Source organism: Roseibium porphyridii (genome assembly GCF_026191725.2).
Lineage (GTDB): Bacteria > Pseudomonadota > Alphaproteobacteria > Rhizobiales > Stappiaceae > Roseibium > Roseibium porphyridii.
The window spans coordinates 3830499-3855169 of the sequence record NZ_CP120863.1 but is presented as its reverse complement, the minus strand read 5'-3'; the positions used below and the strand labels follow the sequence as shown (position 1 = coordinate 3855169).

Annotated in this window: 22 protein-coding genes; 9 read left to right on the top strand and 13 right to left on the bottom strand. The window is 55.0% G+C overall.

From position 1 onward, the window contains the following. Nucleotides 1-11 precede the first annotated feature (11 nt). Entirely contained in the window at nucleotides 12-1406 is a 1395-nt protein-coding gene (locus K1718_RS17810) for an aminotransferase-like domain-containing protein (RefSeq protein ID WP_265681347.1), read from the bottom strand. Nucleotides 1407-1609: 203 nt separating this feature from the next. On the opposite strand from K1718_RS17810, the gene K1718_RS17805 reads away from it, so the two are divergent. Next, nucleotides 1610-2218 carry a nucleoside deaminase gene (locus tag K1718_RS17805; RefSeq protein ID WP_265681348.1) on the top strand — a complete coding sequence of 203 codons (609 nt, stop codon included), beginning with the start codon at nucleotides 1610-1612 and terminating at the stop codon, nucleotides 2216-2218. A 35-nt stretch (nucleotides 2219-2253) separates the two neighbouring features. Here K1718_RS17805 and K1718_RS17800 read toward each other — a convergent pair whose 3' ends face one another. Further along, nucleotides 2254-3414, bottom strand: coding sequence for a WD40/YVTN/BNR-like repeat-containing protein (locus tag K1718_RS17800; protein ID WP_265681349.1), 1161 nt, complete (start codon nucleotides 3412-3414; stop codon nucleotides 2254-2256). 201 nt (nucleotides 3415-3615) lie between these two features. On the opposite strand from K1718_RS17800, the gene hdcA reads away from it, so the two are divergent. Next, nucleotides 3616-4485 carry a histidine decarboxylase, pyruvoyl type gene (gene hdcA, locus K1718_RS17795; protein WP_265681350.1) on the top strand — a complete coding sequence of 290 codons (870 nt, stop codon included), beginning with the start codon at nucleotides 3616-3618 and terminating at the stop codon, nucleotides 4483-4485. A 19-nt stretch (nucleotides 4486-4504) separates the two neighbouring features. Here hdcA and K1718_RS17790 read toward each other — a convergent pair whose 3' ends face one another. The 5 genes from K1718_RS17790 to K1718_RS17770 all read right to left on the bottom strand — a co-directional run bounded on the left by K1718_RS17790 (nucleotide 4505) and on the right by K1718_RS17770 (nucleotide 9379). Further along, nucleotides 4505-5176 carry an aspartate/glutamate racemase family protein gene (locus K1718_RS17790; protein WP_265681351.1) on the bottom strand — a complete coding sequence of 224 codons (672 nt, stop codon included), beginning with the start codon at nucleotides 5174-5176 and terminating at the stop codon, nucleotides 4505-4507. 7 nt (nucleotides 5177-5183) lie between these two features. Beyond that, nucleotides 5184-6023: an ABC transporter permease gene (locus tag K1718_RS17785; RefSeq protein WP_265681352.1), complete on the bottom strand. Its 840-nt coding sequence runs from the start codon at nucleotides 6021-6023 to the stop codon at nucleotides 5184-5186. A gap of 4 nt (nucleotides 6024-6027) precedes the next feature. Further along, nucleotides 6028-6957 (bottom strand): ABC transporter permease, encoded by a 930-nt coding sequence (locus tag K1718_RS17780; protein WP_209006616.1) that lies wholly within the window; start codon nucleotides 6955-6957, stop codon nucleotides 6028-6030. Nucleotides 6958-7026: 69 nt separating this feature from the next. Then, nucleotides 7027-8319: an ABC transporter substrate-binding protein gene (locus K1718_RS17775; protein ID WP_152502226.1), complete on the bottom strand. Its 1293-nt coding sequence runs from the start codon at nucleotides 8317-8319 to the stop codon at nucleotides 7027-7029. A 67-nt stretch (nucleotides 8320-8386) separates the two neighbouring features. Then, complete coding sequence (locus tag K1718_RS17770; RefSeq protein ID WP_265681353.1) at nucleotides 8387-9379, bottom strand: ABC transporter ATP-binding protein; 993 nt, start codon at nucleotides 9377-9379, stop codon at nucleotides 8387-8389. A 267-nt stretch (nucleotides 9380-9646) separates the two neighbouring features. Between K1718_RS17770 and K1718_RS17765 the strand changes: the two genes are divergently transcribed. Then, on the top strand, nucleotides 9647-10372 hold the full coding sequence (locus K1718_RS17765) for a GntR family transcriptional regulator (protein ID WP_152502224.1): 726 nt from the start codon (nucleotides 9647-9649) through the stop codon (nucleotides 10370-10372). Between the two features lie 92 nt (nucleotides 10373-10464). On the opposite strand, the gene K1718_RS17760 is transcribed toward K1718_RS17765, so the two are convergent. Then, nucleotides 10465-11439, bottom strand: a complete 975-nt coding sequence (locus tag K1718_RS17760) for a DUF808 domain-containing protein (RefSeq protein ID WP_152502223.1) — start codon at nucleotides 11437-11439, stop codon at nucleotides 10465-10467. A gap of 238 nt (nucleotides 11440-11677) precedes the next feature. Between K1718_RS17760 and K1718_RS17755 the strand changes: the two genes are divergently transcribed. Further along, a complete protein-coding gene (locus tag K1718_RS17755; RefSeq protein WP_265681354.1) occupies nucleotides 11678-12574 on the top strand; it encodes an amidohydrolase family protein in 897 nt (298 codons plus the stop codon). A 71-nt stretch (nucleotides 12575-12645) separates the two neighbouring features. Here the strand turns inward: K1718_RS17755 and K1718_RS17750 are convergent, their stop codons facing one another. The 3 genes from K1718_RS17750 to purM form a co-directional block, all read right to left on the bottom strand. Beyond that, nucleotides 12646-13542: an SIR2 family protein gene (locus K1718_RS17750; RefSeq protein ID WP_265681355.1), complete on the bottom strand. Its 897-nt coding sequence runs from the start codon at nucleotides 13540-13542 to the stop codon at nucleotides 12646-12648. A 209-nt stretch (nucleotides 13543-13751) separates the two neighbouring features. Further along, a complete protein-coding gene (gene purN / locus K1718_RS17745; RefSeq protein WP_265681356.1) occupies nucleotides 13752-14402 on the bottom strand; it encodes a phosphoribosylglycinamide formyltransferase in 651 nt (216 codons plus the stop codon). After that, the gene (gene purM / locus K1718_RS17740; protein WP_265681357.1) at nucleotides 14399-15475 is read right to left on the bottom strand and encodes a phosphoribosylformylglycinamidine cyclo-ligase; all 1077 of its coding nucleotides are present in this window, start codon (nucleotides 15473-15475) and stop codon (nucleotides 14399-14401) included. Before purM ends, purN begins: the two co-directional genes overlap by 4 nt. A gap of 231 nt (nucleotides 15476-15706) precedes the next feature. Between purM and K1718_RS17735 the strand changes: the two genes are divergently transcribed. The 4 genes from K1718_RS17735 to K1718_RS17720 all read left to right on the top strand — a co-directional run bounded on the left by K1718_RS17735 (nucleotide 15707) and on the right by K1718_RS17720 (nucleotide 21357). Next, entirely contained in the window at nucleotides 15707-16804 is a 1098-nt protein-coding gene (locus K1718_RS17735) for an AI-2E family transporter (RefSeq protein WP_152502218.1), read from the top strand. A gap of 6 nt (nucleotides 16805-16810) precedes the next feature. Beyond that, the gene (locus K1718_RS17730; RefSeq protein WP_152502217.1) at nucleotides 16811-17491 is read left to right on the top strand and encodes a P-loop NTPase family protein; all 681 of its coding nucleotides are present in this window, start codon (nucleotides 16811-16813) and stop codon (nucleotides 17489-17491) included. A gap of 121 nt (nucleotides 17492-17612) precedes the next feature. Further along, complete coding sequence (locus tag K1718_RS17725) at nucleotides 17613-19835, top strand: RNA degradosome polyphosphate kinase (protein ID WP_152502216.1); 2223 nt, start codon at nucleotides 17613-17615, stop codon at nucleotides 19833-19835. Between the two features lies 1 nt (nucleotide 19836). Beyond that, nucleotides 19837-21357, top strand: a complete 1521-nt coding sequence (locus K1718_RS17720) for a Ppx/GppA phosphatase family protein (RefSeq protein WP_265681358.1) — start codon at nucleotides 19837-19839, stop codon at nucleotides 21355-21357. A 39-nt stretch (nucleotides 21358-21396) separates the two neighbouring features. Here K1718_RS17720 and rnd read toward each other — a convergent pair whose 3' ends face one another. Beyond that, nucleotides 21397-22581, bottom strand: a complete 1185-nt coding sequence (gene rnd / locus K1718_RS17715; RefSeq protein ID WP_152502214.1) for a ribonuclease D — start codon at nucleotides 22579-22581, stop codon at nucleotides 21397-21399. A 194-nt stretch (nucleotides 22582-22775) separates the two neighbouring features. On the opposite strand from rnd, the gene K1718_RS17710 reads away from it, so the two are divergent. Further along, complete coding sequence (locus K1718_RS17710) at nucleotides 22776-23351, top strand: ParA family protein (RefSeq protein ID WP_285806022.1); 576 nt, start codon at nucleotides 22776-22778, stop codon at nucleotides 23349-23351. 178 nt (nucleotides 23352-23529) lie between these two features. On the opposite strand, the gene K1718_RS17705 is transcribed toward K1718_RS17710, so the two are convergent. After that, nucleotides 23530-24642 (bottom strand): NADH:flavin oxidoreductase, encoded by a 1113-nt coding sequence (locus K1718_RS17705; RefSeq protein ID WP_265681360.1) that lies wholly within the window; start codon nucleotides 24640-24642, stop codon nucleotides 23530-23532. Between the last annotated feature and the right edge of the window lie 29 nt (nucleotides 24643-24671).

Genomic DNA, 24671 nt, shown 5'->3' with positions numbered 1-24671 from the left:
TGGGGCGCAGGTTAGAAATAGGTGGTGACGTCTTTGGGTTCATTGGACAGCGTTTCGGCAATGACGCTGAGCGCCGTATCAATTTGTGAGCGCGTGTGCGGGCCACCCAGACAAAGCCGCACGGCTTCGGGTGATTGACCCGATACAACAAAGGCATCGCTCTCTGCCAAACCGATTGCCTGGTTTCGAACCTGGCTGACAAATGCAGCGGAGGTCCAGCCATTGCCGAGTTGCAGCCATAGGTGAAACCCGTCCGGACCGGCTTGGTAGGACAAATCTTTCAGATGCTGTGCGGCAAGTCTCTGGCGTGCGGCGCTCTCGTTTCGAATATGCCAAAGCATTTCATTGGCGGTGCCGTCTTCGATCCAACGGCTCGCAAGCGCCATCATGAGTGGGGAGACCATTACGCTTTGCGAGCGCAGGACGCGGGACAATCGCATGGATGCGTTTCGCTCCGGTGCAACAACATGAGCAAGGCGAAGACCGGCCCCAACGCATTTGGATAGAGACCCGACATACCAAGTCGTCTCGGGCGCAAGCGATGCAAAGGGCTGCGGTTTCGTTTGGCAAAGCTGACCGTAGGCATCGTCTTCCAGAATGGGAACACCGTGCCGGGTTGAGATCGCAGCAAGTTCCTTCCGCCGTTGCAGCGAAAGGGTGCGTGTTGTCGGATTGTGAAGTGTCGGGTTGAGATATAGCGCCTTGATCTTGCTGTCTTTGCAGGCACCTTCAAAGGCCGCGGGGTCGAGCCCGTGTTCATCTTCTTCAAGCCCTATGAGCCCGAGATTGAGCTGGCTGCAAAGCGAGCGGATGCCAGGGTAGGTCAGGGCTTCGCACGCAATCGTGTCGTCAGGTGTTGAGAGTGTCGACAAGATGCCTGCGAGCGCAGCCTGTGCCCCGGCTGCAAACTGAATCCGGTCCGCGGCAGGCGTAAGTCCGACACCTTTGAGCCAAAGCAAAGCCGTTTCCCGATCAGGGCCGTCAGGGGGAAATGTTTGGTAGCGCAACAAGGACAAAAGATCTTGAGACAAGGCATCAGTACCGGCGCGCAGACGGGCCAGCAGAGTTTCATCATCGGGCTCCGGGGGCAGGTTCATTGAAAAGTCAGCCGGGCCGTTGCGGCGCATGTCCAACTTCACAGGCCGGGTACCTTCGGTATTTCCTGGTTCCGTGACGTAGGTTCCGCTTCCGACTTGTGAAGCCAAAAGACCGCGACGTTGCGCTTCCGCATATCCTCTGGCAACGGTGGTGAAATCGAGCCCAAGTTCACCTGCGAGCCGGCGCTGCGCCGGCAATCGGTCTCCAGGTGTCAGCCTTCCAGCAGCAAGATCAGCTGCAATTGCGTCAGCAATGGCCATGTAGCGTGGTGTATTTGTGGTCGAAAGGTCTGGGATCCAGTTTGTCACGATCGTGCACTTCTAAAATGACTGCATAATGACTGTATATACGATTTGAAAAATGTAGTCATTCAGTAAATGGAGTCCCCTTGATGTTTTAGCCCGGGATTTGGTCGGGAATCATGGATGCCTTTCGCGCTTGCTCAGCTTGATCACCTCAATCGGTGCGCCTAGGCTTACGTCATGAGGTATCGACAGGTGAGGAGCTGACCATGATCTGTGGACGTAGGCATGTATTGACCGCATCGCTGGCCGCCCTGTTTTTCAGGCCAAAACACGTGTCAGCCTCAAGTCGAGAGATAAAGGTGATATCGGCAGACGACCTGACTACTGAAGCGAGAGCGAGTCACGAGCGTTACATGCAAATGGCCATAGACGCCCTTGGTGGGGGCGCGCCATTTGGTGCCGTCATTGTCGATCAGGAAAGCGGTGAAGTGATGTGCCACGGCGTGAATCGGGGCAGCGTCAACCGAATTTATCACGGCGAAATGGACGCCATGATCAACTGCACCAACCTGCATCCGGATATAGATTGGTCCAAGATGGCGCTTTATACGACCGGTGAACCTTGCCCAATGTGCATGAGCGCAATCGTTTGGAACCGTATTCCCAAAGTCGTCTATGCGACTTCGATCAGGAAACTGAAAAACATCGGTCTAAACCAGATCGGTCTTGAGTCCCCGACAGTTGCCGGTGCCGCTCCGTTTTACAGCGGTGAAATCATCAGCGGTGTTCTGGAAGATCGCACCAACGCGATGTTCGAGAAGTGGTGGGCAGCAAGGCAAGCACGTTTCCAGAGCGAGCAGAAAACGGCCAATTAAAAAAGGCCCGACATTACTGCTTCTTGGCGAAAGGATCAGGTCCGGTCCATCACTTCGACGGACAAGACGGTTGGCAAATGTCTTGCGATTTCCTGCCAACTCTCTCCTTCATCAAGACTGGCAAAGATCGAGCCAGTATTTGTGCCGAAATAAAGCCCTGCCGGGTCTCTGTCGTCACCTGCCATGGCTTGCCTGAGAACGGTGAAAAAACAAGCCTCCTGAGGCAGGCCCCGACGTTTCGCGTGCCAGCTCTTGCCCCCATCTGAGGACTTCCAGACGGCTGCTGCGGCATCGGGTGGAAAGCGGCCGCCAGTGTCGCTATTGAGGGGCAGCGTCCAGATTGTGTTGGGATCTCGCGGATGAACCCTGATCGGAAAGCCGAAAGTTGATGGCAGACCTTCGTTGATGTCGTCCCAGCTGCGCCCACCATCTGAAGAACGCCACACTCCGTGGTGGTTTTGTTGATAAAGAACATCGCCACTGCCAGGTGCCAGCATCATGTTATGCACACAGTGTCCTGTTTCTCCGTCACGCGGCGCGGCCGGGTGAGGGCGGTCCTCACAGGTAGCAGCGTTGGACAAACGGTTTCTGCGCTCCCATGTCTTGCCGCCATTTTCGCTGGCAAAGACACCTGCAGCGGAAATGCCGATCCAGAGCTTGTTTGGCTCCGCTGGATCGGAAACGATCGTGTGTAGAACAAGTCCAGCAGCACCGGGGGACCAGTCCTTTGCGGATGGGTGCTCCGAAAGGCCCTCAAGATGCTCAAAACTGCCGCCGTCATCCGTACTCCTGAGCAGCCTTGCAGGCTTGGTTCCTGCGTAAAGCACGCCATGCGCGAAATCCAATGACCATATTTGGGTAAAGTCTTCTTCGAATGGGGCGTCTTGGGGTGTCCAGTTGAGGAATTGCGCAGTGTCCGGATCGTTTGCCGCCCACTCATCTACCGTGCCCTTGGTCAGCTTGGTGCAGGACCACGTTTCACCACCGTCCTGTGATTTCCAAACACCAGCCCCAGTCCAGTCCCCACCACCACCAGCCCAGATTGTTCCGGTATCTGCCCGGCCAATCACATGGTTGATGGGCCAGCCATCGCAATAGGGACCTTTGACCGACCAGCCGGATCTGGTCGAGCCCCCGTTCAAAAGAAACGCTCCCTTTGTTGTGCCAACCAGAACAGTCAATTCGTTCGTCGTCATCACCCGACCTCCCTGGCTTACTGGCAATTCTATCATGCAAAGGGCGTGAAGTGCGTGCGCGGCCTATATGGCGGCTAACTTAAAAGTGGCATCATGAAAAAAATAAACAATAAATTGCAGATGAGGAATTGCGGGTGTTAAATGTCGAAACCGAGATGATGTCACCTCAAGGGTGTATCGGTGGCTTTTTTGGAGGGGCAAATGCGCAAGACAGTTTCCATGATCGACCGGACCGCTATCAGCGGCTACCCGACCTATTGCGACGGATATGCCCGCCCCGGGAACAACGGCAATGGGTATGTCTCGGTTGTGAAGGTTGCAACGGGTGTCGTTGAAAAAACAGACGATTTTCTTCTGGACGGGATCGTCGCATATGACCGTGCTGAGGCCAATGATGCCTATATCGGCCAGATCAACATGGAAACGGCATCCTCGTTTTGCGGCATTGCCGGCAATGTCTGGGGATATGATCTTGCATACAATTCAGCCATCGACACGCTTCAGCCGATGTTCAATGCGCAGCAATATGACGGATCTGACCTGCCGGTCTACGATGCCGGCCCCTTGATTGATGCTGGCATTGCACTCTTCGGTACCGAGCAATCAAGGCGCTTTCCACCAGCGCCAGGCGCACATGTGATCTGTGCCAACAAGAGCACAACAAACCTTCGCCCCAGGGCCGGTGTGCCGGACCCGGTCAAAGGCGAAGCCTACGGCGTCTGGTGTTACATCGCGTTGTCGATCACGCGGGACAGAGAGAACTCAGCTGACCTTTTCATCGAAGATGCCGGAACCTGGACTGAAAATGACAATCCGCAGGATCTTCAGGCATTTCTTGATCAGCACCAGAGATCGGTTGCCTGGAGCATCGTTGCCTGCGGCAAGGACCAGTCAGTGCTCTACGACCGGACTTTCATGGCCTATGCCTACACAATCATGGAGCCAGGTTTTGTCGGAACAGCTCTAACAGTGGCTCCTTATGTGACACTCGCCCAAAGAGCCGTTCCCCAAGCTGGCTTTAACGCGCTCTATGACGTGACGCTTTCAGAGTGGGAGCAGTCCGTCAGCTGAAACTGACGCAGATTTGGCCTCAGTGGTTTCTCAAAGGCAGTGCGTGCGCAAGGCGCACGGCCGATGCGACACCGTCTATGACCGGTATCTGAAATTTTCTGGAGAGGTCATCCGCCAGATCCGCCATGCCAGCGCATCCCAGAGAGACAGCGCCGATGCCGTCTTCCGTTAGGGCTGCTTCAATCTCTTTTTCTATTTTGTGACGCGCGTTGCTTTTGGGATCTTCAAGCTCCAACACAGGTACGTCAGATGCACGAACCCTGGCACAGCGCGTCGCCAGACCGTTCAGGACCAGATTGTGCTCCAGCACAGGCACTGAAACGGACAATGTCGTCACCACCGAAAATTTGGGCGCTGCGACCGATGCGATGTGATACGCCGCTTCGCCGATGCCGATCACCGGGATCGGTGATCTTTCCTTCAGCTCAAACAGGCCCGTATCGTCGAAGCAGGCGACGATGACTGCGTCGATGCTCGCGTCGTTGTTCAAGTGTTGGTCAAACACTTCAAAAAGACCAGGAAGTGCGGCTGCTCCATCCTCAGGACCCTGGATGGCGGCAGGGCTGCCGGTTGGGTTTACAGCTGTTATCCGACTGGCGGAACCTGCAGCCTTTTTTGCTGCTATCGCGATTTTCTCCGTCATGGATGCGGTCGAGTTCGGATTGATGACGAGAATATGCGTGTCTGTCATATCCGCCTCAAACGAGACCCTGTCCGGCATCCGATCCATGTTTGGAGCGTCGCCGGTTCAGTGTGATGACAATTGCCAGAAACAGACCGATGATCAGAAAGGAAAATGCGGTTGTCAGTGTTCCAAGGGCGAAGATGACGGGCGTCGTGACATTCGTGGTCATGCCGTAAATTTCAAGGGGCAGGGTGTTGTAGCTGCCGGACGTCAGAAGTGTGCGCGCGAACTCGTCATAAGACAGGGTGAAGCCGAATAGGGCGACGCCGATCAGCATCGGTGCAATAATCGGCAAGACAACATATCGAATGGTTTGCCATGCACTCGCACCTTGGTCGCGCGCGGCTTCTTCATAGGATTTATCGAAGCGATTGAAGACGGCAAACATGATCAACAGACCAAAGGGAAGGGTCCAGGTCAGCTGCGCACCAAAACCGGATGTCGACCAATGTACCGACAGGCCCGATTGCGAAAATATCAGTCCGACACCAAGCGATATCAGGATCGATGGGATCACGAGTGAGGTGATGATCAGGTAAAAGATCACACTTGAGCAGGGAAACCGTTTGCGAAAGGCGAGACCACCCATTACCGACACGACGACTGTCGTGATCATTACCATCAGACCGAGCGTGAGCGAGCGAGCAAAGCTCCCCCAGATGTCGCCGACAGCCTGTTGCCGGAAGAGATCCTCAAACCAGTGAAACGAGACACCGCGCATCGGAAATGTCAGTCCACCCTGCGGTCCCTGGAAAGAGAGGATCGCAATCGTGATGGTTGGCCCATAAAGGAACACCAGAAAAACTGCGAAGACGGTTGCAAGCACATAGAAGGTCCGGGAGCGTTTTTCCATCTCTTTATAGCTCCTTCCGAATGTCGACGAACCTCAGGAGAATTGCGATCACGAGTATCACCGTGATCAGCAGGATCACGGCGGTAGCTGCCGCCGAAGGGTACTGAAGCAGCGCGATGTCGTTCGAAATCAAGCGTCCGACATTGGCCTTCTGGCTGCCAGACATGAAGCGAACGGTTATGAAATCACCCATGACAAGAGTGACCACGAAGATCGACCCGATCATGATGCCTGGTTTGGTCAGAGGAATGATAACATTGGTGAGTGTTTGAAATCCGCTTGCGCCATTGTCATAGGCAGCTTCGATCAGGGATTTGTCGATGCGCATCATCGTGTTGAAAATCGGCACCACCATGAAAAGCGTGTAGAGATGCACGAAGGCCAGGATTACCGAAAAATCGGAGAACAAAAGCCATTCAAGCGGCTCATCGATGACCCCCATGGAAATCAGTGTGGAATTCGCAATGCCATTCCGGCCCAGAAACGGGATCCAGGAGATCATGCGAATGATGTTGGAGGTCCAAAACGGGATTGTGCAGAGCAGAAACAACACGATCTGCCATGTCAGTGAGCGGACATGGAAGGCCAGGAAATAGGCAATCGTGAACCCCAAAACCAGTGTTATGGCCCAGGTGATCAGAGCGTATTTCACGGTGTTGAGGAAAACCTGGTAGGTGACGGGCGAGGTCAGCAGAAACTGGTAATTGTCAAACTGGAAAGCCGGGTAGATTGAAAACTCGGTAGCACCCCAGAAACTGACCACCACGATCATTGCGATAGGCAGTACAAGGAAAAACAGAAGGACCAGCGCAAGGGGCAAGGACAATAGCCAGCCGGATACCGCATCAGGCAGACCTTTCAGCCGGCCGGTGCTCTTGGGCAACGTCTTGTCGGTGTTGTCAGCGGGAATGAAGAGATGCGTCTGGTCTGTCATTAAAGCCCAGTTCCGATTGTGGGAGATTGCGCCGGGGCCGTAGCCCCGCGCGCATTTGCCGGTTCGATGTCAAGCAGCAATGAATTCGTTCCACTTGCGAACCATGTACTGGTTCTCGTCCATGACCGCGTTCCAGCAGGCAACCGCTCCCATACGCTCAAGGAAGGAGCCGCCATCGCGGGTTTCGCCGGCTTTTGCCAGAACATCGCCGAAGGGATTGGTAATGTCGCCTGTGGCTTCCTTGCCCTCGAACCAGTAGCCCCACTCGTTTTCGTCCATGTGGTTCTTGGAGGTTTCCGGAACAGCGGAATAATAGCCTTGGCGCATGAGGAAGCCGCCAACCCAGCCATCCAGGTACCAGTTGATATATTCATAAGCAGCTTCCAGCTCGAGGCCGGACAGGCTCTTGGAAAGTCCGATGCCGCCACCCCAGGAACGGTAGCCTTCCTTCAGCGGTTGGTAGACACATGGAATACCGCGTGATTTCACGGCTGTTATTGCAGGCGACCACATGGATTGAATGATCACTTCGCCTGACGCCATTAGGTTGACGCTTTCGTCAAATGTTTTCCAGAATGCACGGAACTGGCCGTTCTTCTTGGCTTCGGTGAAGATCGCCATGGTCTTGTCGATCTCTTCACGCGTCATGTTGCCCTTGTCGCCGTACTGGATTTCACCCATGGCTTCGCAAACCATCGCAGCGTCCATGATGCCGATGGACGAGATGTCCAGGATCGACGCCTTGCCCTTGAATTCCGGGTTGAGCAGTTCAGTCCAGCTTTCGATCGGGCGTCCGATCAGATCGGGCCGAATGCCGAGCGTGTCAGCATTGTAGATCGTCGGGATGAGGGTCATCCATCCCGTTTCTTCAGTGGCAAAGGTCTTGCCGTCCGGACCATCGACGAATCCGACCGTATGCGGGGCAGTGCCTTGTGCAATGGTCGATTCCGGCGTCAGCTTGCCGCTTTTGAAGATGCCGACGATCTTGTCGTAGTTCTTGATCTTGGTGGTATCCATGGCTTGGAGGTTGCCCGTCGGCCAAACCTTTTTGCAGATCCAGTATTCGATGTCGGCAATATCGAAACTGTCCGGCTGGGTGGCTGCGCGCTGTGTGACCGCGTCTGAATCGAGCGCGGTCATTTCCAGCGTGAAGCCGAGATCTTCTTTCACTTTCTGGGCAACCTCGTTGAGGTTGGAGACCCCGGTGCCAAACTGGCGCAGCGTCACGTCTTTGATGTTCTGCGCCCAAATGGTCGGAAAACCTGTGATGGCTCCGGAGCCAAGAGCTGCACCGGTCGCAGCCGCCCCACCTTTCAATATGCTACGCCGGCTAATGCCTTTTTCCGTCAGTTTCTTAGTCATCTGTCCTACTCCTGTTCCCCTCTGGAGTTTTGTTCGGCTCCGTCTAAAAGAGCCGTGATTGGTGGCCTTACGCCGCCAGCTCGTGAGCATCTTCCGGCTTCCAGGTCAGAAAGACGGTTGTGCCGATTTCAATTGGATCTTTGAAAAAAGTGTCGTCGCTGAGCGCAGCCGTCAGCTCACCCGCACCGCCTGCGTCCAGAGCAAGGTTCACGCTTGAACCCAGGTACTCGACATCCTTGACAAATGCGCTAAGGAGCGTGCTTTCGCTCTCGGCTGACCTGTTTACCAGCAGCCTGTCAGCACGCAGGGCTATTGGTTTGCCTTGCTGTTTCAGTACGTTGTGGCCACCAATAAAGCGTGCGACAAACTCTGTCGCCGGCGTATTGAAAACGACTTGGGGCGGTCCGGCTTGCTCAATCTTTCCGCCGTTCATTACGATGATGTCGTCGGCGAGTGCCAGAGCTTCATCCTGGCTGTGTGTCACATGAATGAATGAGATATTCAGCTCGCGTTGAAGCCGTTTGAGTTCGAGGCGCATCTTGATGCGCAAGAATGGATCGAGCGCGGACAGCGGTTCATCAAGCAGCAAAACCGTCGGCTCGGTTATGAGTGCTCGGGCAAGTGCGACACGCTGTTGCTGACCGCCTGAAAGTTGCGCGGGCAGGCGCTCCGCATAGGCTTCCATATCCACCAGCTCGAGCAGTTCAAGTGCCTTTTTAAGCCGCACCGGCTTATCGATACCTTTCATCTTCTGGGAAAAGGCCACGTTGTCGATGACGCTGAGATGCGGAAACAGCGCGTAGTTCTGGAACATCATCGCTGTGCCGCGACGCGCCGGCGGCAAGTCGGTGATGTTGGTGCCGGCCAAAAGAATGTCGCCTGACGAGACGCTTTCATGCCCGGCAATCATGCGCAGTGTGGAGGATTTACCGCAGCCGGAAGGGCCAAGCAGACAGGAATATGATCCCGCTTCGAACTTGTGATCGAGGGCGTCGACCGCAACTGTATCCCCATACTGTTTGGTTGCCGCCACAAGTTCCAGATCAAGGGATGTTGCCATGTCCGGGCTTCTCCATGTGAATGCCATGTTCGGACTGGAAGTCAGCAAGCGTCGTGCCAAACTCAAGGAGTGGCGGAATTCAGCCGAAAAGTAGGGGTGTGTGACAGGTGCTTTCGTAAGCCACGAGTTTAAGTGCACAATAAATTGGCAAATAGAATACACATTGCTCAAAAATTGTATACGATATTTCATTGTGGTGAATGTGCATGAAGAGTAGGATCAGGCCATTGCTTGATCCTTCTTGCCAATCAGACAACGACGAAGACCATGACCAACGCCGCTCTCAGCGATAGCAGCCATCTGCACGAGGTGATCGCCTTGCCTCCGGGACGCGCGCTGGAGATCTGTCGCAGCCTGCATTCGGCTATCCTGGAGCACAAGTTGGTGCCGGGTTTGAAGTTGTCTGAAGACGAGGTCGGAGAAATCTATGGTGCCAGTCGTACGGTGGTCAGGGCGGCATTGCAGGCGCTGGCCCATTCCGGTTTGGTCAGCATCGAAAAGAACAGGGGCGCCTTTGTCGCGAAACCCTCCGTCCAGGAGGCGCACGAGGTCTTTCAGGCCCGCGCTTTGATCGAACCTGCGGTTGCCCGCTTAGCCGCAGACATGATCACTGATGCGCAGATCAAACGCCTTTACGCACATCTGGAAGCTGAACACAAAGCGCTTCATGACGGAGATATGGGAAAGGCATTGTTGCTCTCGGGCAATTTTCATACAGAAATTGCGGATGTCGCCGATCACAGGGTCTTTGCCGGAATGGTCAGGTCCCTGATCTCACGTTCCTCGCTGGTGATTGCGCTCTATTGGAAACGGTCTGACACGGCATGTGAAAGCCACTCTCACCATGCCCTGATGGACGCTTTGGAAAAACGCGATGCTGAAGCTGCTGAGAGTATCCAGAAAAGCCACATCATCGACCTGCATTCAGGCCTGGACCTCAGGTCAAAATCAGATCAGGGTCTGTCGCTTAGCCAGGCGCTGCAAGGCGAATAGTCTTTCACTGCGGTTGCATTTCCACCACTGAGCAATAGACATCCAGAGCGGTCATCTGAGCAACCGGGAAGCTAGCTAAAGCTGTAAACCCTTCAATGATTTTCGACTTTCGCCGGTTTTTTGAAGAGCTTCAAAAGCGGCAGAATAATCTTGTCTGTTACGGGGATTAGCGCCAGACCTAGCGCAAGTCCGAAAACGCCGTCGAGAGCGGCTGTGACTGCCCAGGTTACGAAACCTTGTGCAACCTGAACCGCATGGGCTGCACCATGACTGATATCGTGGATGATATGATAGAGCCCTCCAAACCCGAGGACTTCGGTTCCATGCAGCACGATCGAGCCTCCAACCCACAACATGGCCGCGGTGCCGACGATCATCAGTAATTTCATGAAACCCGGCATCGCTTTGACAATACCTAGACCAAGAGCCCGGGTGAGCGCCAGGCTGCCTTCTTTGGACATGTGAAGGCCGACATCATCAGCTTTGACAATCAGCGCGACGGAACCATAGACGAGCACCGTGATGCCAATGGCGACGACGGCGAGTGTTGCGGCTTCCATCCAGATATTGCTGTCCGGGATTTCCGAAAGCGCAATCGTCATGATCTCTGCAGAGAGGATGAAATCGGTCTTGATTGCGCCCGACACTTTCTGTTCTTCCAGGTGGACGGGATCAGGCACATATCCTTCCGGCTCATCTGCGTCGTGATGCTTGGGCTGGAACAGGTGATAGACTTTTTCTGCTCCTTCGAAACACAAATACGCTCCACCAATCATCAATAGGGGAGTGATGATCCATGGCAGGAAGGTGTTGAGCAAAAGGCCGACAGGCAGAAGAAAAATCAATTTGTTCTTCATCGATCCTTTGGCAATACGCCAGACGATCGGGAGCTCGCGGGCCGGAGAGAACCCGGCAACATATTTCGGCGTAACCGCTGCGTCGTCGATGACCGCGCCTGCCGCTTTTGCCCCGGCTTTGGCTGCCTGACCGACAACGTCATCAACCGATGCTGCGGCAACTTTGGCAATTCCGGCGACATCATCCAGAAGGGCAAGCAATCCGCTCATGTCAGCTCCAAATGTGCAATTTTGAAAAGTGTTCTTACTAGATACCGTGTTTAGCAGCATTTAGCCGACAGCTTGAATTTTTTCCACAACGCCTGTGCTCCAAACCTGAAAAAGATGACGCGGAGTGGTCGCAACTTCTGGCCTTGGGTCTTTGAAAGAAGCTTCTGTAACGTGACCTTAGGTGATCTTTGTGTTTACGCTGGTTCCCTTAGAGCATAGGTGCACGAGAGTTGAGCTGATGTGTTTGAAACTGGTTCGCAGTGTTTTTCCCGTTTTCGCGTTTCTTGCCTTTCTGATTGCCGCGGGCCTGCTCGCGCGCGCCGATGAACCCATTGGGGATGGGGTCAACGACCTTCCGCTTTTCGATGCGCATATGCACTACAAGGAACCGGCCTGGGAGCGGTATCCGGTTGAAAGCGTGATTGAACTGATGGACGAAAACGGTGTCGCGATGGCCTTGGTTTCTTCAACGCCTGACGAGGGCACGATCATGCTCTGGGAACATGCTCCTAACCGCATTGTGCCGGAGCTGAGGCCCTATCACGGCAGCGCCGGGTCCGGGAACTGGACCAAAATGAAGGGTATGGATGCCTATCTCGAGCGCCGGTTGGAACAGTACCCGCACGAAGGGATCGGTGAGTTTCATATCCATCGGCTCGATACGTCCGATGAAGCGCTGTTTCGCAAGGTTATCGGGATGGCGCGGGAGAGGGACATTTACCTGCATGTTCACTCGGGAGCCGAACCGGTTCGATGGCTGTTTTCGCTTGATCCCGATGTGAAAATAATTTGGGCACACGCAGGCCTGAGCACGCCGGCATCTGATGTACACAAGTTGATGTCGGACTTTCCGACATTGCTCGCCGACACGTCCTTGCGTGAATGGGAAATTGCAGGCTCAGGGAGCAGTCTTGACCCGGAATGGGCAGAGATCGTTTTTGATTTTCAAGACCGTTTGATGATCGGAAGCGACACCTGGGTGAATGCGCAATGGGACAAATATTCCGACGTCATGGCATCCAACCGACAATGGCTTGCGATGCTACCGAAATCGGTTGCCGAAAAGATTGCGTATAAAAATGCTGAACGCGTATTCGGGCGGGAAGTGACGACCGATCTCGTCGGGACACGATGACGTTTGGTCGGTTTCAACCGGTTCTCAAAAGTATTCTTGGCTCGGGTCAACCTTGAGCGATCTTGTTGCCCTCAAGGTGTTGGAGTGCTCCAGAAGGACGCTTCATAAATATCAGAATAGGACGGCACCGTTACAAACTGCATGCCGAGGCGCTCAAAGAATGGACGTCGGTGCTTGCTGCTTGCATTTTCAACATCAATGAACCAGGCGGGTTGCCGGAAGCTCTCATCTAGTCGCTGTAGCCGGGCGCGTTCCAGAAACAGCCATCTGAAGAAATTTTCGTCTTTGCCAAAACCGAAACCGAAAATGAGCAGCGGTGAATGAAAAAGGATATCAAGCCAAGTGTCTGAACCGCGCCATGTCGAAGTGTGATCTTTGGCGCTGCGCCGAAGTCCGTTTCCTGCATAGACCCAATGGCGCGCGCGCTGAACAGCACCCATGTAATGCGTAAGACCGAGGCGAATGCTTCTGCGATACCGCATCATCCCGTGAGCATGCCAAATCGCGAAACTGTTCCGAGGTGTGTCGATTGCCTGGTCCGAAAAATAGGAACTCCAGGGATAGTAGTCGGTAAAACCCTCTTTCGACCGAATGAACTTGGCGTCGATTGATCTGGAAAGGTTTTCATCGAAATTGACCGTGATAATAGGCGTGCGCTTGGATTTCGCCCAGGTCACGATCTTTGAATGATGTGAACTGTGTCGCCAATCCGTCATCAGGTCGCAAAACGCTTTTTGCAAAGACACCTTTTCTTCGAGCGGCCGGCCGAGATCCAGGATGTCAAAAAACTCAGTGTTTGACATCTCCTTCATCTCGTCATCGGTAAGGGAAAGTCCCTGCTGATTGGAGAGCTTCTTCAAGAGGCCTTCCCAGCTTGCGTTTTGCGAGCCGCCATAACGGTTTATGCCGTTGCCGATCAATAAGGCCGGTTTCAGATCCGTGGGAAGCAGGTCTTCAAGAAATGGCAATGTCCGTCTCCCTGGGATTAAAGCCAAACGCTCTTTTCAAAGGTTATTCGATCAAGCATTACCTTGAATCACAAGAGGTACGGAGCCTTGGGTTGTGAGGAGCAGAAGGCAAACCTGCATTTGGACCGGACATGAACGCCTTGCCAGACGGCCGTCGAGGTGCGTCGGTCCCGGAGACAAAACTCAAGAAGCTATTGAGGGAAAGTTGTTTAGGGCCAGACCAGGTTGTCTGACAGTGAACCTTCCACGCTTCCCGTTGTGACGCGGGCACCTGCGACCTTCGCTTTTCCTGAAGCCACAAGTTCCAACGCTCTGGGATAGATCCGGTGCTCGATTTCCAGCACGCGCGCGGCAAGCACATCGGGTGTGTCGTCGTCCAGGACGGGCACAGCGCCCTGCGCAATGATCGGTCCATCATCCATTTCGGCTGAAACGTAATGCACGGTTGCGCCGTGTAATTTGACGCCTTCTTCCAATGCACGTTCGTGGGTTGCAAGTCCTTTAAAGGACGGCAGAAGAGCTGGGTGTATGTTGATCATGCGGTTGGACCAGGCATTGACCAGGAAGGGGGTCAGGATCCTCATGAAGCCTGCCAGGGCGACGAGCTCAATCTTGTGCTGCTTCAATACCGCATCAACGTCTTTTTCAAAGGCTTCCCGGTCGCCTGAAAAATCCTTGTGATCGACCACCCCGGTCGCAATGCCAAGCTCTTTCGCGTGCTCCAGCCCTTTCGCATCTGGGCGGTTTGACAAAACCAGTGCGATTTCCGCCGGGTAGTCTGGAGCCATTGCCGCCGAAATCAGGGCACTCATATTGCTGCCGCGACCGGAAATCAAAACGGCTGTTTTCTTGCGGGTCATGTTGAAAAGCCCAGGCTACCGTCGAATACCACTGGCGCACTGCCTGCTGCTTCTATCCTGCCGATCCGGACTACCTGTTCGCCTTCGCTTTGCAGAACGCGTGTAACTTCATCGGCTTCGGTTTCGGCCACAACAAGAACCATTCCTATCCCGCAATTGAATGTCCGCAGCATTTCCTTTTCAGCCACACCGCCGGTGTTGGCCAGCCAATTGAAAACTGCAGGAGCACTGATGGCCGAAAGATCAATACGTGCGGAAGAATTCTCTGGCAGAACGCGTGGCAGATTTTCCGGCAAACCGCCGCCCGTAATATGAGCCAGAGCCTTGATGCCTGTCGTAGCTTTCAGGGCTGCCAGCAGCGGTTTGACGTAGATCTTTGTCGGTTCCATCAGCGTTTCGCCAAGGGTCTTGCCGTCGGCAAAAGGTGCTGCATCAGACCAGGTCAGGCCGGCAAGTTCGATGATCTTGCGCACCATGCTGTACCCGTTGGAATGAACGCCGGAAGAGGTCAGTCCAAGGAGAACATCGCCTGGGGCAACGTCCTTGCGCGGCAGGATAGCGCCGCGCTCAACCGCCCCGACTGAAAAGCCGGCAAGGTCATAGTCGCCTTCGACATACATACCGGGCATTTCAGCGGTTTCGCCGCCGATCAATGCTGCGCCTGCCAGTTTGCAGCCATCGGCGATACCGGCAACGACATCGCTTGCCGTTTCAACGTCAAGTGCACCGGTTGCGAAATAGTCGAGAAAGAAGAGCGGCTCTGCGCCCTGAACAACGAGATCGTTGACGCACATGGCAACGAGGTCGATACCGACTGTACGGTGTTGTCCGGTTTCAATGGCGATCTTGAGTTTGGTGCCGACACCGTCGTTGGCCGCAACCAGGATCGGATCCGTAAAGCCAGCGCCCTTCAGGTCAAACAGGCCACCGAAACCGCCAATATCGCTGTCCGCGCCTGGCCTGGAAGTCGCTTTGACCAAGGGCTTGATGCGGTTCACCAGTTCGTTTCCGGCATCGATATCGACCCCGGCATCGGCATAGGTCAGACCGTTGGACCCAGAGGATTGGCTCATAAGGCGCTCCAAGACATTTCAGGCAGGTGGCTATGCTAACGCGGCTTACCCTCTGGCGCCGCGGAACACAAGTGGTGAGGGGGCATTGCTCCACGCTTTGCCCCAAGGCTTGGGCAAGATTGCACAACCAGAGCGTCTGGTCTCACCACTGGACTTGACCGTTGCTGGCGTATAATCCCATCTGAGTTGGCTTTGATCCGTTTCTATTGTGCCGTTTGAGGAGCGCCATTCATGACCCTTCGCCGTCAGGTTCAGTTCTGGTTGATATCCCTCGCTGTATTCTGCCTGTTTCTCTATGTCTTTTCCGGTGTGTTGCTGCCGTTCGTGGCAGGCATGGCGGTCGCCTACCTGTTGGATCCGGTGTGCGACCGGCTTGAGAAACTCGGCATGGCCAGAATGTGGGCCACCTTGACGATCTTGTTCGCGTTCGTCTTCCTTCTGGTGCTTTTCTTCATTTTGATCCTGCCTTTGCTCGGCAATCAGCTCGCACTTTTTCTGGAGCGGTTTCCGGATCTTGTGCGCAAACTGCAGACGCTGCTTTCGGAGTATTTTCCGGCAGATTTGGCGACCGTGGCCGGGATCAATCCGGAAGATCTGCAGTCCTCCATGTCGGATCTCATCGGACAGGGCGCGAGTTTTGTCGGCAAACTGGCACAGTCCCTGTGGAGCGGTGGTCAGGCTCTGCTGTCGATCCTCTCGCTTTTCGTCATCACGCCGGTGGTCGCATTTTATCTTCTGCTCGACTGGGACAGAATGGTGGAGCGCATTGATGGCTGGATACCGCGAGATCATCTGGGCGAGATCCGCGGTCTTGCAGCAGAAATGGACGGTGCGGTTGCCGGTTTCGTCAGGGGGCAGGTGTCCGTCTGCCTTATCCTTGGTGCATTTTATGCGATCGCACTTGCCGTTGTCGGCCTGAACTTCGGTCTTCTGATCGGCATGGCCGCCGGTCTTGTGAGTTTCATTCCTTTTGTTGGCGCAGGACTTGGTCTTGTTCTTTCAATTGGTGTTGCGCTGGTACAGTTCTGGCCGGAATGGCCATGGATCATTGCGGTTGCCGCTATCTTCGGCGTCGGACAGTTTCTGGAAGGCAACATCTTGCAGCCGAAATTGGTGGGAGACAGCACCGGATTGCACCCTGTCACGCTGATGTTCGCACTTTTTGCCTTTGGATATCTCTTTGGATTTGTGGGGATGCTGGTCGCAGTCCCTGCAGCAGCGATGATCGGCGTGCTTGCGCGCTTCGGATTGAAGCAGTATCTCGCTAGCCCGGTGTACAAGGGCATCGGCCGGGCGACCCCGGTTGGTGACGACAAGGTATCAGAGTAACCGAACATGGCGGAACCTCCGCGCCAGCTGCCGCTAGATCTGCCGCACGAAGCAGCCTTGAGCCGCGACGACTACCTGGTCGGCGGTTCTAACCGAGCTGCGTTCGAGCTTTTGGAACGCTGGCCTGACTGGCCATCGCCGGTCGTTGTTTTGGCCGGTCCGGTCGGTGCCGGCAAAACCCACTTGGTCAATGCGTTTCGGGACGAAACGGGAGCAGCTGTCGTCCAGGCGTCTGATCTCAAGGAAGACGACGTGGAATTGCTTGCGTCAGCGCCGGCAGCAGTCGTTGAGGACGCTCATCTGGGCGTCGATAACACCGCGCTTTTTCATCTTCTCAATTCAGCCAGACAGGCAGGAAATTCGGTATTGATCACCAGCCGAACCTGGCCTGCGAGCTGGAAAATAGTGTTGCCTGATCTTCTTTCCCGTCTGCGCGCGGCAACACCCGTGGAAATTCAGGAACCTGACGATGATTTGCTCCGCAGGGTCCTGGTGAAATTGTTTGCCGACCGTCAGATCGCAGTGGAAATCGGCGTGATCGACTATTTGGTTGTGCGCATGGAGCGATCGCTTGAGGTGGCCTTGCGCGCGGTTGAGGCCATCGATCGGGAAGCGTTGGCAGGCCGGGTCAAGATCACGAAGCCTCTTGCGGGCAGGGTTTTGGAAAATGTGCATAAAGGCCAATAATCTGAGGGCAGCACAAAGAACTGTCATTTGCGAGCGGAGCAGTCCATGTTAGTCACGGCTACGAGAGGCAAGCGCCCCATGTTGGATGTAGGTGTCCCAATGCCTTACGATGGAAGATGACATGAACGAAGCCACGGATCTTTCGGACATTCTACCCTCATCTCAAGTCGTTCCCGATCCGCGTATCAAGTCGGACGGACCTGGAAGCGGGCAAGATCTGGCGCTTTCTCCTGCAAGGTTCATGAACCGCGAATTGTCCTGGTTGCAGTTTAACCTGAGGGTTCTAGAAGAAGCCATGAATCCCAATCACCCGTTGCTTGAACGGGTGCGTTTTCTGTCGATATCAGCCAACAATCTCGACGAATTCTTCATGGTGCGCGTTGCCGGGCTGCGTGGACAGCAACGGGCCGAGGTCACCAACCTGTCCGATGACGGCCTGACCCCCACTGAACAACTTGAGAAAATCAGCGAAGCTGTTCGGGAACTTCAGGCGTCACAGCAAAAGATCTGGGGTGAATTGGGCCGTGAGATCGCTGAAAAAGGCATCGAAATCCTTCAAGGAGATACGCTCGGCGAAAGCGAACGGGCATGGTTGCAGGACTATTTCCTGAAGTTCGTGTTTCCGGTTCTCACACCACTGGCCATCGATCCGGCGCACCCGTTTCCATTCATTCCCAACCTCGGTTTCTCCATCGTCTTCGAGCTGGTCCCAGTTTCGGGCGGCCGCGGCATGATCGCGCTTCTCAGAATTCCCAATCAGGTGGACAGGTTCGTCAAGCTGCCGGGTGGCGAGGACGGAGCGGCCCGGTTTATCGCTATCGAAAAAGTCGTTAGCCTTTTCATCGGCCGGCTTTTCCCTGGCTACGAAATTCGTGGCAAGGGTGCCTTTCGTGTCATCCGTGACAGCGACCTTGAGATCGAGGAAGAAGCAGAAGATCTGGTGCGGCTTTTCGAGAGCGCTCTGAAGCGTCGCCGACGCGGATCTGTGATCCGGCTTGAGATTCAGGAGACAACGCCGCCGGCCTTGCGTGAGTTTGTGGCCGATGCACTTGATGTCGGTGAAAGCGAGATTTTTCTGGCCAATGGGTTGCTCGCACTGAACAACCTGTCGCAGATCGTCGACCTGGAGCGTTCTGACCTGAAGTTTCAGCCCTATACAGCGCGTTTCCCGGAACGCATTCGGGAGCATGGTGGCGATTGTCTTGCTGCAATCCACCAAAAGGACATCATCGTTCACCACCCGTATGAGTCCTTTGACGTTGTCGTGCAATATCTGCGTCAGGCCGCGCGGGACCCGGACGTTGTCGCCATCAAGCAGACGCTCTACCGAACGTCCAACAATTCGCCGATTGTCAAAGCCCTGGCGGAAGCTGCTGAGGCCGGAAAGTCCGTGACGGCTTTGGTGGAGCTGAAGGCGCGTTTTGACGAAGCGGCCAATATCAAATGGGCGCGGGATCTGGAACGGGCAGGGGTGCAGGTCGTGTTCGGCTTTATCGAGCTGAAGACACACTCGAAACTCTCAATGGTCATCAAGCGTGAACATGGACAGCTGAAGACCTACTGCCATATCGGGACAGGCAACTATCATCCGATCACCGCACGCATATACGAGGATCTGTCCTTCTTCACCGATGATCCCGGAATTGCCGAGGACGCGGCAAGGGTTTTTAATTTCATCACAGGGTATGCCCAGCCCGCCGAACTGAACCACCTGATGGTCTCGCCCGTGAATTTGCGCGAGCGCATGCTGGAAATGACCGAGGCGGAAATTGAACACGCCAGAGCGGGCCGTCCGGCACAAATCTGGATGAAGATGAATTCTCTGGTCGATCCGGAAATTATCGATGCCCTCTACCGTGCAAGTCAGGCAGGCGTTCAGATCGATCTGATCATTCGTGGCATCTGCTGCCTGCGGCCAGGCATTGAGGGCCTGTCTGAAAATATCCGGGTCAAGTCAATCGTCGGGCGCTTTCTGGAGCATTCGCGTATTTTCTGTTTCGGCAACGGTCAGGGACTGCCTTCGCCAGAAGCACATGTCTATATCGGATCTGCGGATCTCATGCCGCGCAATATCGACCGGCGTGTCGAGGTGTTGACGCCTTTGTTGACGGCAACCGTTCATGAACAGGTGCTTGACCAGATCATGGTTGCCAATCTGAAAGACAACCAGCAAAGCTGGCGGATTCTTTCGAACGGACGGCACGAACGCATCGTGCCAGGCGCAAACGAAGACCCTTTCAATGCCCACCAGTATTTCATGACCAATCCGTCCCTGTCGGGGCGCGGCAAGTCGTTGAAGAGCGATCGTCCAAAGCCGTTCAATGAACGGCAAAAACGAGGATAGTATGAAAGCCCAGTTTCAGCCGGCACGAGGTCGGCTTAACGGGTCCGGACCGATTGCGGTTGTGGACATCGGCTCAAACTCCGTGCGTCTCGTGATTTACGAACGCAAGGCCCGCACCCCTACTATGCTTTTCAACGAAAAGCTGCTCGCGGGGTTGGGACGAGGGGTCGCTGCAACAGGGCGTATGGCGGACGATTCAGTAAACCTCGCCTTGAACGAACTGGCTCGCTTCAAAGCGTTGATCGAACACACCGGGTGTCAGGAGACCTATGTCGTTGCAACCGCTGCGGCGCGGGATGCGGCCAATGGTGCTGAGTTTGTCGGCGAAGTTGAAGCCTTTCTGAAGTCACCCGTGCGCATTCTTGACGGGAATGAAGAAGCTTACTATTCGGCCCTTGGTGTGATCGCTGGCTTCTGGCAGCCTCGTGGGCTTGTCGGCGATATGGGTGGCGGCAGTCTGGAACTTGTTGAAATCGACAAGAACCTGCCGGGAAAAGGGTCCACCTTTCCGCTTGGCGGATTGCGTCTTTCCGAAGAAGCGGATGGCAAGATACCCAAGGCGGTGAAGATTGCCGAGGCAGCGTTGAGTGACTACGACTGGCCGGATCTCGCCCCTGGCGAACGGACTTTCTACGCTGTTGGCGGAACTTGGCGATCCTTAGGTCGCCTGCATCTTTTGCAGAACGATTACCCATTGCACGTGATGCACAACTACGAAATTGCTGCGGACGAGGCGATCGAATTCTGTCGCAAGGTTGCGGTGCCTAATCTGGAAGGCGTCGACAAGGGAGAGATTATCTCCAAACAGCGCCGACCGCTTGTTCCGATCGGCGCGGTGGTGCTGGAACAGGTATTGACTGCCATGAAGGCTGAGCGCGTGATTTTCTCGGCAACCGGAGTGCGCGAGGGGCTCTTGCACGAAACCTTGCCCGCAGACATGCAGGCTCAGGATCCCGTCATTGAAGCTGCACGTGAGCTATGTGTGTTGCGTGCCCGTTCTCCAGAGCATGCAGAGGAACTGATTGCCTGGACGGACAAGTTGTTCAAGGTTCTGGAAATCGAGGAAACCGCCAACGAAACACGCTTGCGACATGCCGCCTGCCTGTTGTCCGACATCGGATGGCGCGCACATCCGGACTATCGTGGCGAACAGAGCTTGAACATTATTTCCAACGCCTCGTTCGTCGGTCTGGACCATGCGAGCCGGGCTTATCTTGCAGCTGCGGTCTTTTACCGGCACCAGGGCTTGAGAGAAGGGGCTCTGTCCACGGTGATCCGGCAGCTGTTCACGGACCGACTGCGTATTCGAGCCAAGGTACTGGGTGCAACTCTGCGTGTTGCATCGCTCCTGAGCGCCTCCATGGCTGGTACGCTACCGCATGTGGGCATCTCATCGGTCGAGGGAGGAATTTCGCTCGATCTCGGCAAAAAGCTGGCGGATCTCGAAGGCGAACGCATGCGCAAGCGGGCGGCACAACTGGGCAAGGCAATCAGCGCGACGGTTGAGATCAACGCCGGCTAGGTCCTGAGCCTCTTGCGAGACGGCATGGTGTTCGTCCGCTTATTCCGCCGCTTGCCTTTTGGGCTCAGCCGGAGCTGGTTGATCGAGAGCGACTATCTGCCGGTTCTGGAAAGCAAGGGCGACTTCGCCGCGCTTCAGTTTCAAAGCAGTTTCTCCGAAGAGCTCCCGGCGCCATCCTTTCATGGCGGCAACGTCAGCAGCATCGTCCGCTGCGATCTTTTCCAGATCGTCGACTGTCGCGATCACCTTTGCCGCAACGCCATTGGCTTCGCTGACAAGCTTTAGGAGAACTTTCAGGAGATCGACGGCGGCCGCTGATCCGTCAGGTGCCTGGCGACCCTTTGGCAGTTTCGGCAGTTTTTCTTTTGGAAGGGCTAGCGCTTTGCGAACCGACTTCAGGATTTCGTCGGCCGATTTGGAACGCTCGAAACCTCTGGGAATGGTCCTAAGCCGTCCGAGGGCTTCCGTGTCCTGTGGTTGTTGTGCGGCAAGCTCATAGATTGCATCGTCCTTCACAACACGGCTGCGCGGCACATTTCGGGATTGAGCTTCCCTTTCGCGCCAGGCCGCGACTTCCATCATCACGGCCAGTTCGATGGGTTTGCGCACCCGAAGCTTCAGCCGTTTCCAGGCTTGCTCGGGAACCGTTCTGTAAGTGGTGACAGACGTCAGCACTTCCATCTCGTCCTGAACCCAGTGACTGCGGTTCTGTTCGGCCAGGTTCGCCTTCAGGAACTGATAGGCGTCCCGAAGATGGGTAACGTCGGCAAGCGCGTAGTCGAGCTGCTTGTTGGTAAGCGGACGTCGGGCCCAGTCGGTAAACCGGGACGACTTGTCAATTCGGGCACCGGTGACCTTGTAGATAAGTTGATCGTAGGAAATTGAGTCGCCAAAACCACAGACCATCGCCGCGACCTGAGTGTCAAAAAGCGGGGCCGGGATGAGTTCGCCCAAATGGTAGATGATTTCGATATCCTGACGCGCCGCGTGGAACACCTTGGTCACACTTGCGTCACGCATGAGCTCGAAAAAGGGTTCCAGGTCAAGCCCTTCGGAGAGCGCGTCGACGATGAAAGCCATGTCTGGCCCTGCCATTTGAATCACGCAGAGCTTCGGCCAGAAAGTGGTTTCACGGAGAAATTCCGTGTCGACCGTAACGTAGTCATTTGCTGCAAGGCGCTGACAGGCAGCGGCGAGGTCTTTTGTTTTTGTAATCACATGCATGGTGATGTTCAGCTATACCTGAGTTCTGCCGCTTTGTCGCCACGAAATGGCATTTTTGGACAGCACTCTACTTGTAAAGGCGCAAAATGTGCGCCTATGTTGAAATGAGCTGAAGCGAAACCTGTCGGGACTGGGAAGTGTATATGCGCAAGATACTTGTGGTGAATTCCAAAGGGGGCTGCGGGAAGACAACCGTGGCCACGAATCTCGCCGTTGCTCTCGCCGCCCGAGGAGAAGACGTGGCTCTCGCCGATGCCGATCGTCAGAAGTCTGCGCTTGCATGGGTGAAGCGTCGTCCCAAGCATCTCAACAAAATCGAGGCTTTGAACTGGACAAAGGAAAGCGCGATTGGTGAAAAGGACAAGAACTTGGACGCGATCGTAATCGACGGACCGGGAGGCCTGAGATCAGAACTGGCCAAGAACCTCATCGCAGAAGCATCCGACATCGTGGTCCCGGTTCTGGCAAGCGCTTTTGACTGGAATGCGACGTTGAAATTCCTGGACGGAATTTCAGACATCAAACGTGTTCGCAAAGGCAAAGCCGAGATATTCGTGGTGGCCAATCGAATCAACAGGCGGTCAACGCAGGTCGCTGACCTTGAACAGACGCTGTCGAAGAAGGGCTACCCGCTGTTGGCCAGAATTTCCGATCGTGTTCTTTATGCGCGTCACGCAGCCGCGGGAACAGGGGTCTTTGATGTGATGGACAACAAGTCTCACGAAATCCGTGGCCAATGGCATCCGCTGCTTCAGGCGGTGGATACCTGATGGTCTTTTCCCGGTGGGAGCGGGCGATGAATGAGCCAAAGACTGCAAGCCTATCGGCATTGCTGCCAAGTTTATCACACAGATATTAAGGATGACGGCATTGCCCCGGACAAATCCGGGGCAGATTTTATCTTGAGCGGCACGCCGAAAACGGGTTTCAGCATGCTTGCGGACGACTTTATGCGCGTTGCTCAGCTTCCCATTTGAGCTGTGCATTGACCGAGACCCCGTACTTGAACATCTCGAATGTGAAATCACGAAGAGGTGCGCCTGAGGCAATCTTTTTAGGGAGGTCCGGATTGAGCATGGCAGCCTTGCCGATGGAAACAAAGTCCGCGAGCTGGTCTGCAATGACCTGGTTCGCCAAGCCAATGTCCTGAAGCCCGCCATTGGCAATCACCTGCAGGCCCGTAAGACTGCGTGCAAAAGCAGTGAGGTTCTCACCTGTTTTTGCTGTACTGTGGTAGGTGTAACCTCCTTTATCGCTTGCAAGGTGGATGAAGTTGGCCCCAGCTTCGGCAACCGCGCTGAATATCACTCGGGCATCTTCAAGGCCGTTTGGCCAGAAATAGTCCTGAACAGTTGCCTTGGCCTGGGAAAGGCGCACACCAACGAGGAAATCCGGAGAGGTTTTTTGTTGGCACATTGATAAAATATCGGTTGTCAGGCGCAGCCGGTCTTCAAGGGTCCCTCCATAAGTATCGTTGCGCAGGTTGGTTTCCGGTGTGAGGAACTGATCGAGCAGATACCCGTTGGCACAGTGGATCTCCACGCCATCGAAGCCTGCGGCTTCAGCTCGCTTGGCTGCATCCACAAAAGCGGAACATATGGCGCGAATGTCGTTCACCGACAGCTCCCCGGGCGTGTCATAAGGTCCCTGGCGTGGCCCATATCCCTGAAGCATTTCACCCATGGGGCGCACAGGCGACGGCGCAAAGGCCCTCTCCACAAATTGTGACACCGCGCCGGCATGAATGAGTTGCAGTATGATCTTGCCGTTTTCCCGTTTGACCGCTTCGACTACGGTCCGCCAGCCTGCCTCGTGGCTATCTGTAACAAGGCCAGGCTGATTGCCGTAGCATTGCGAATAGTTGGCGTCGACAAAGGCCCCTTCAGCGATCAGCAGACCAAAGCCGCCACGCGCAAAGCCAGCATAGTAGCTCGCCATTTCAGCAGTGGGAGTACCGTCTGGTTCAGCCGATGTACGCGACATGGGTGCAAGCACCAGTCGGTTTGAAAATGATTTTGACCCGATAGTTGCCGGACGCAGGAGTGCAGTTTGGTTGGACATGGTTTTTCCATCTGTTGAACGCGATGGCC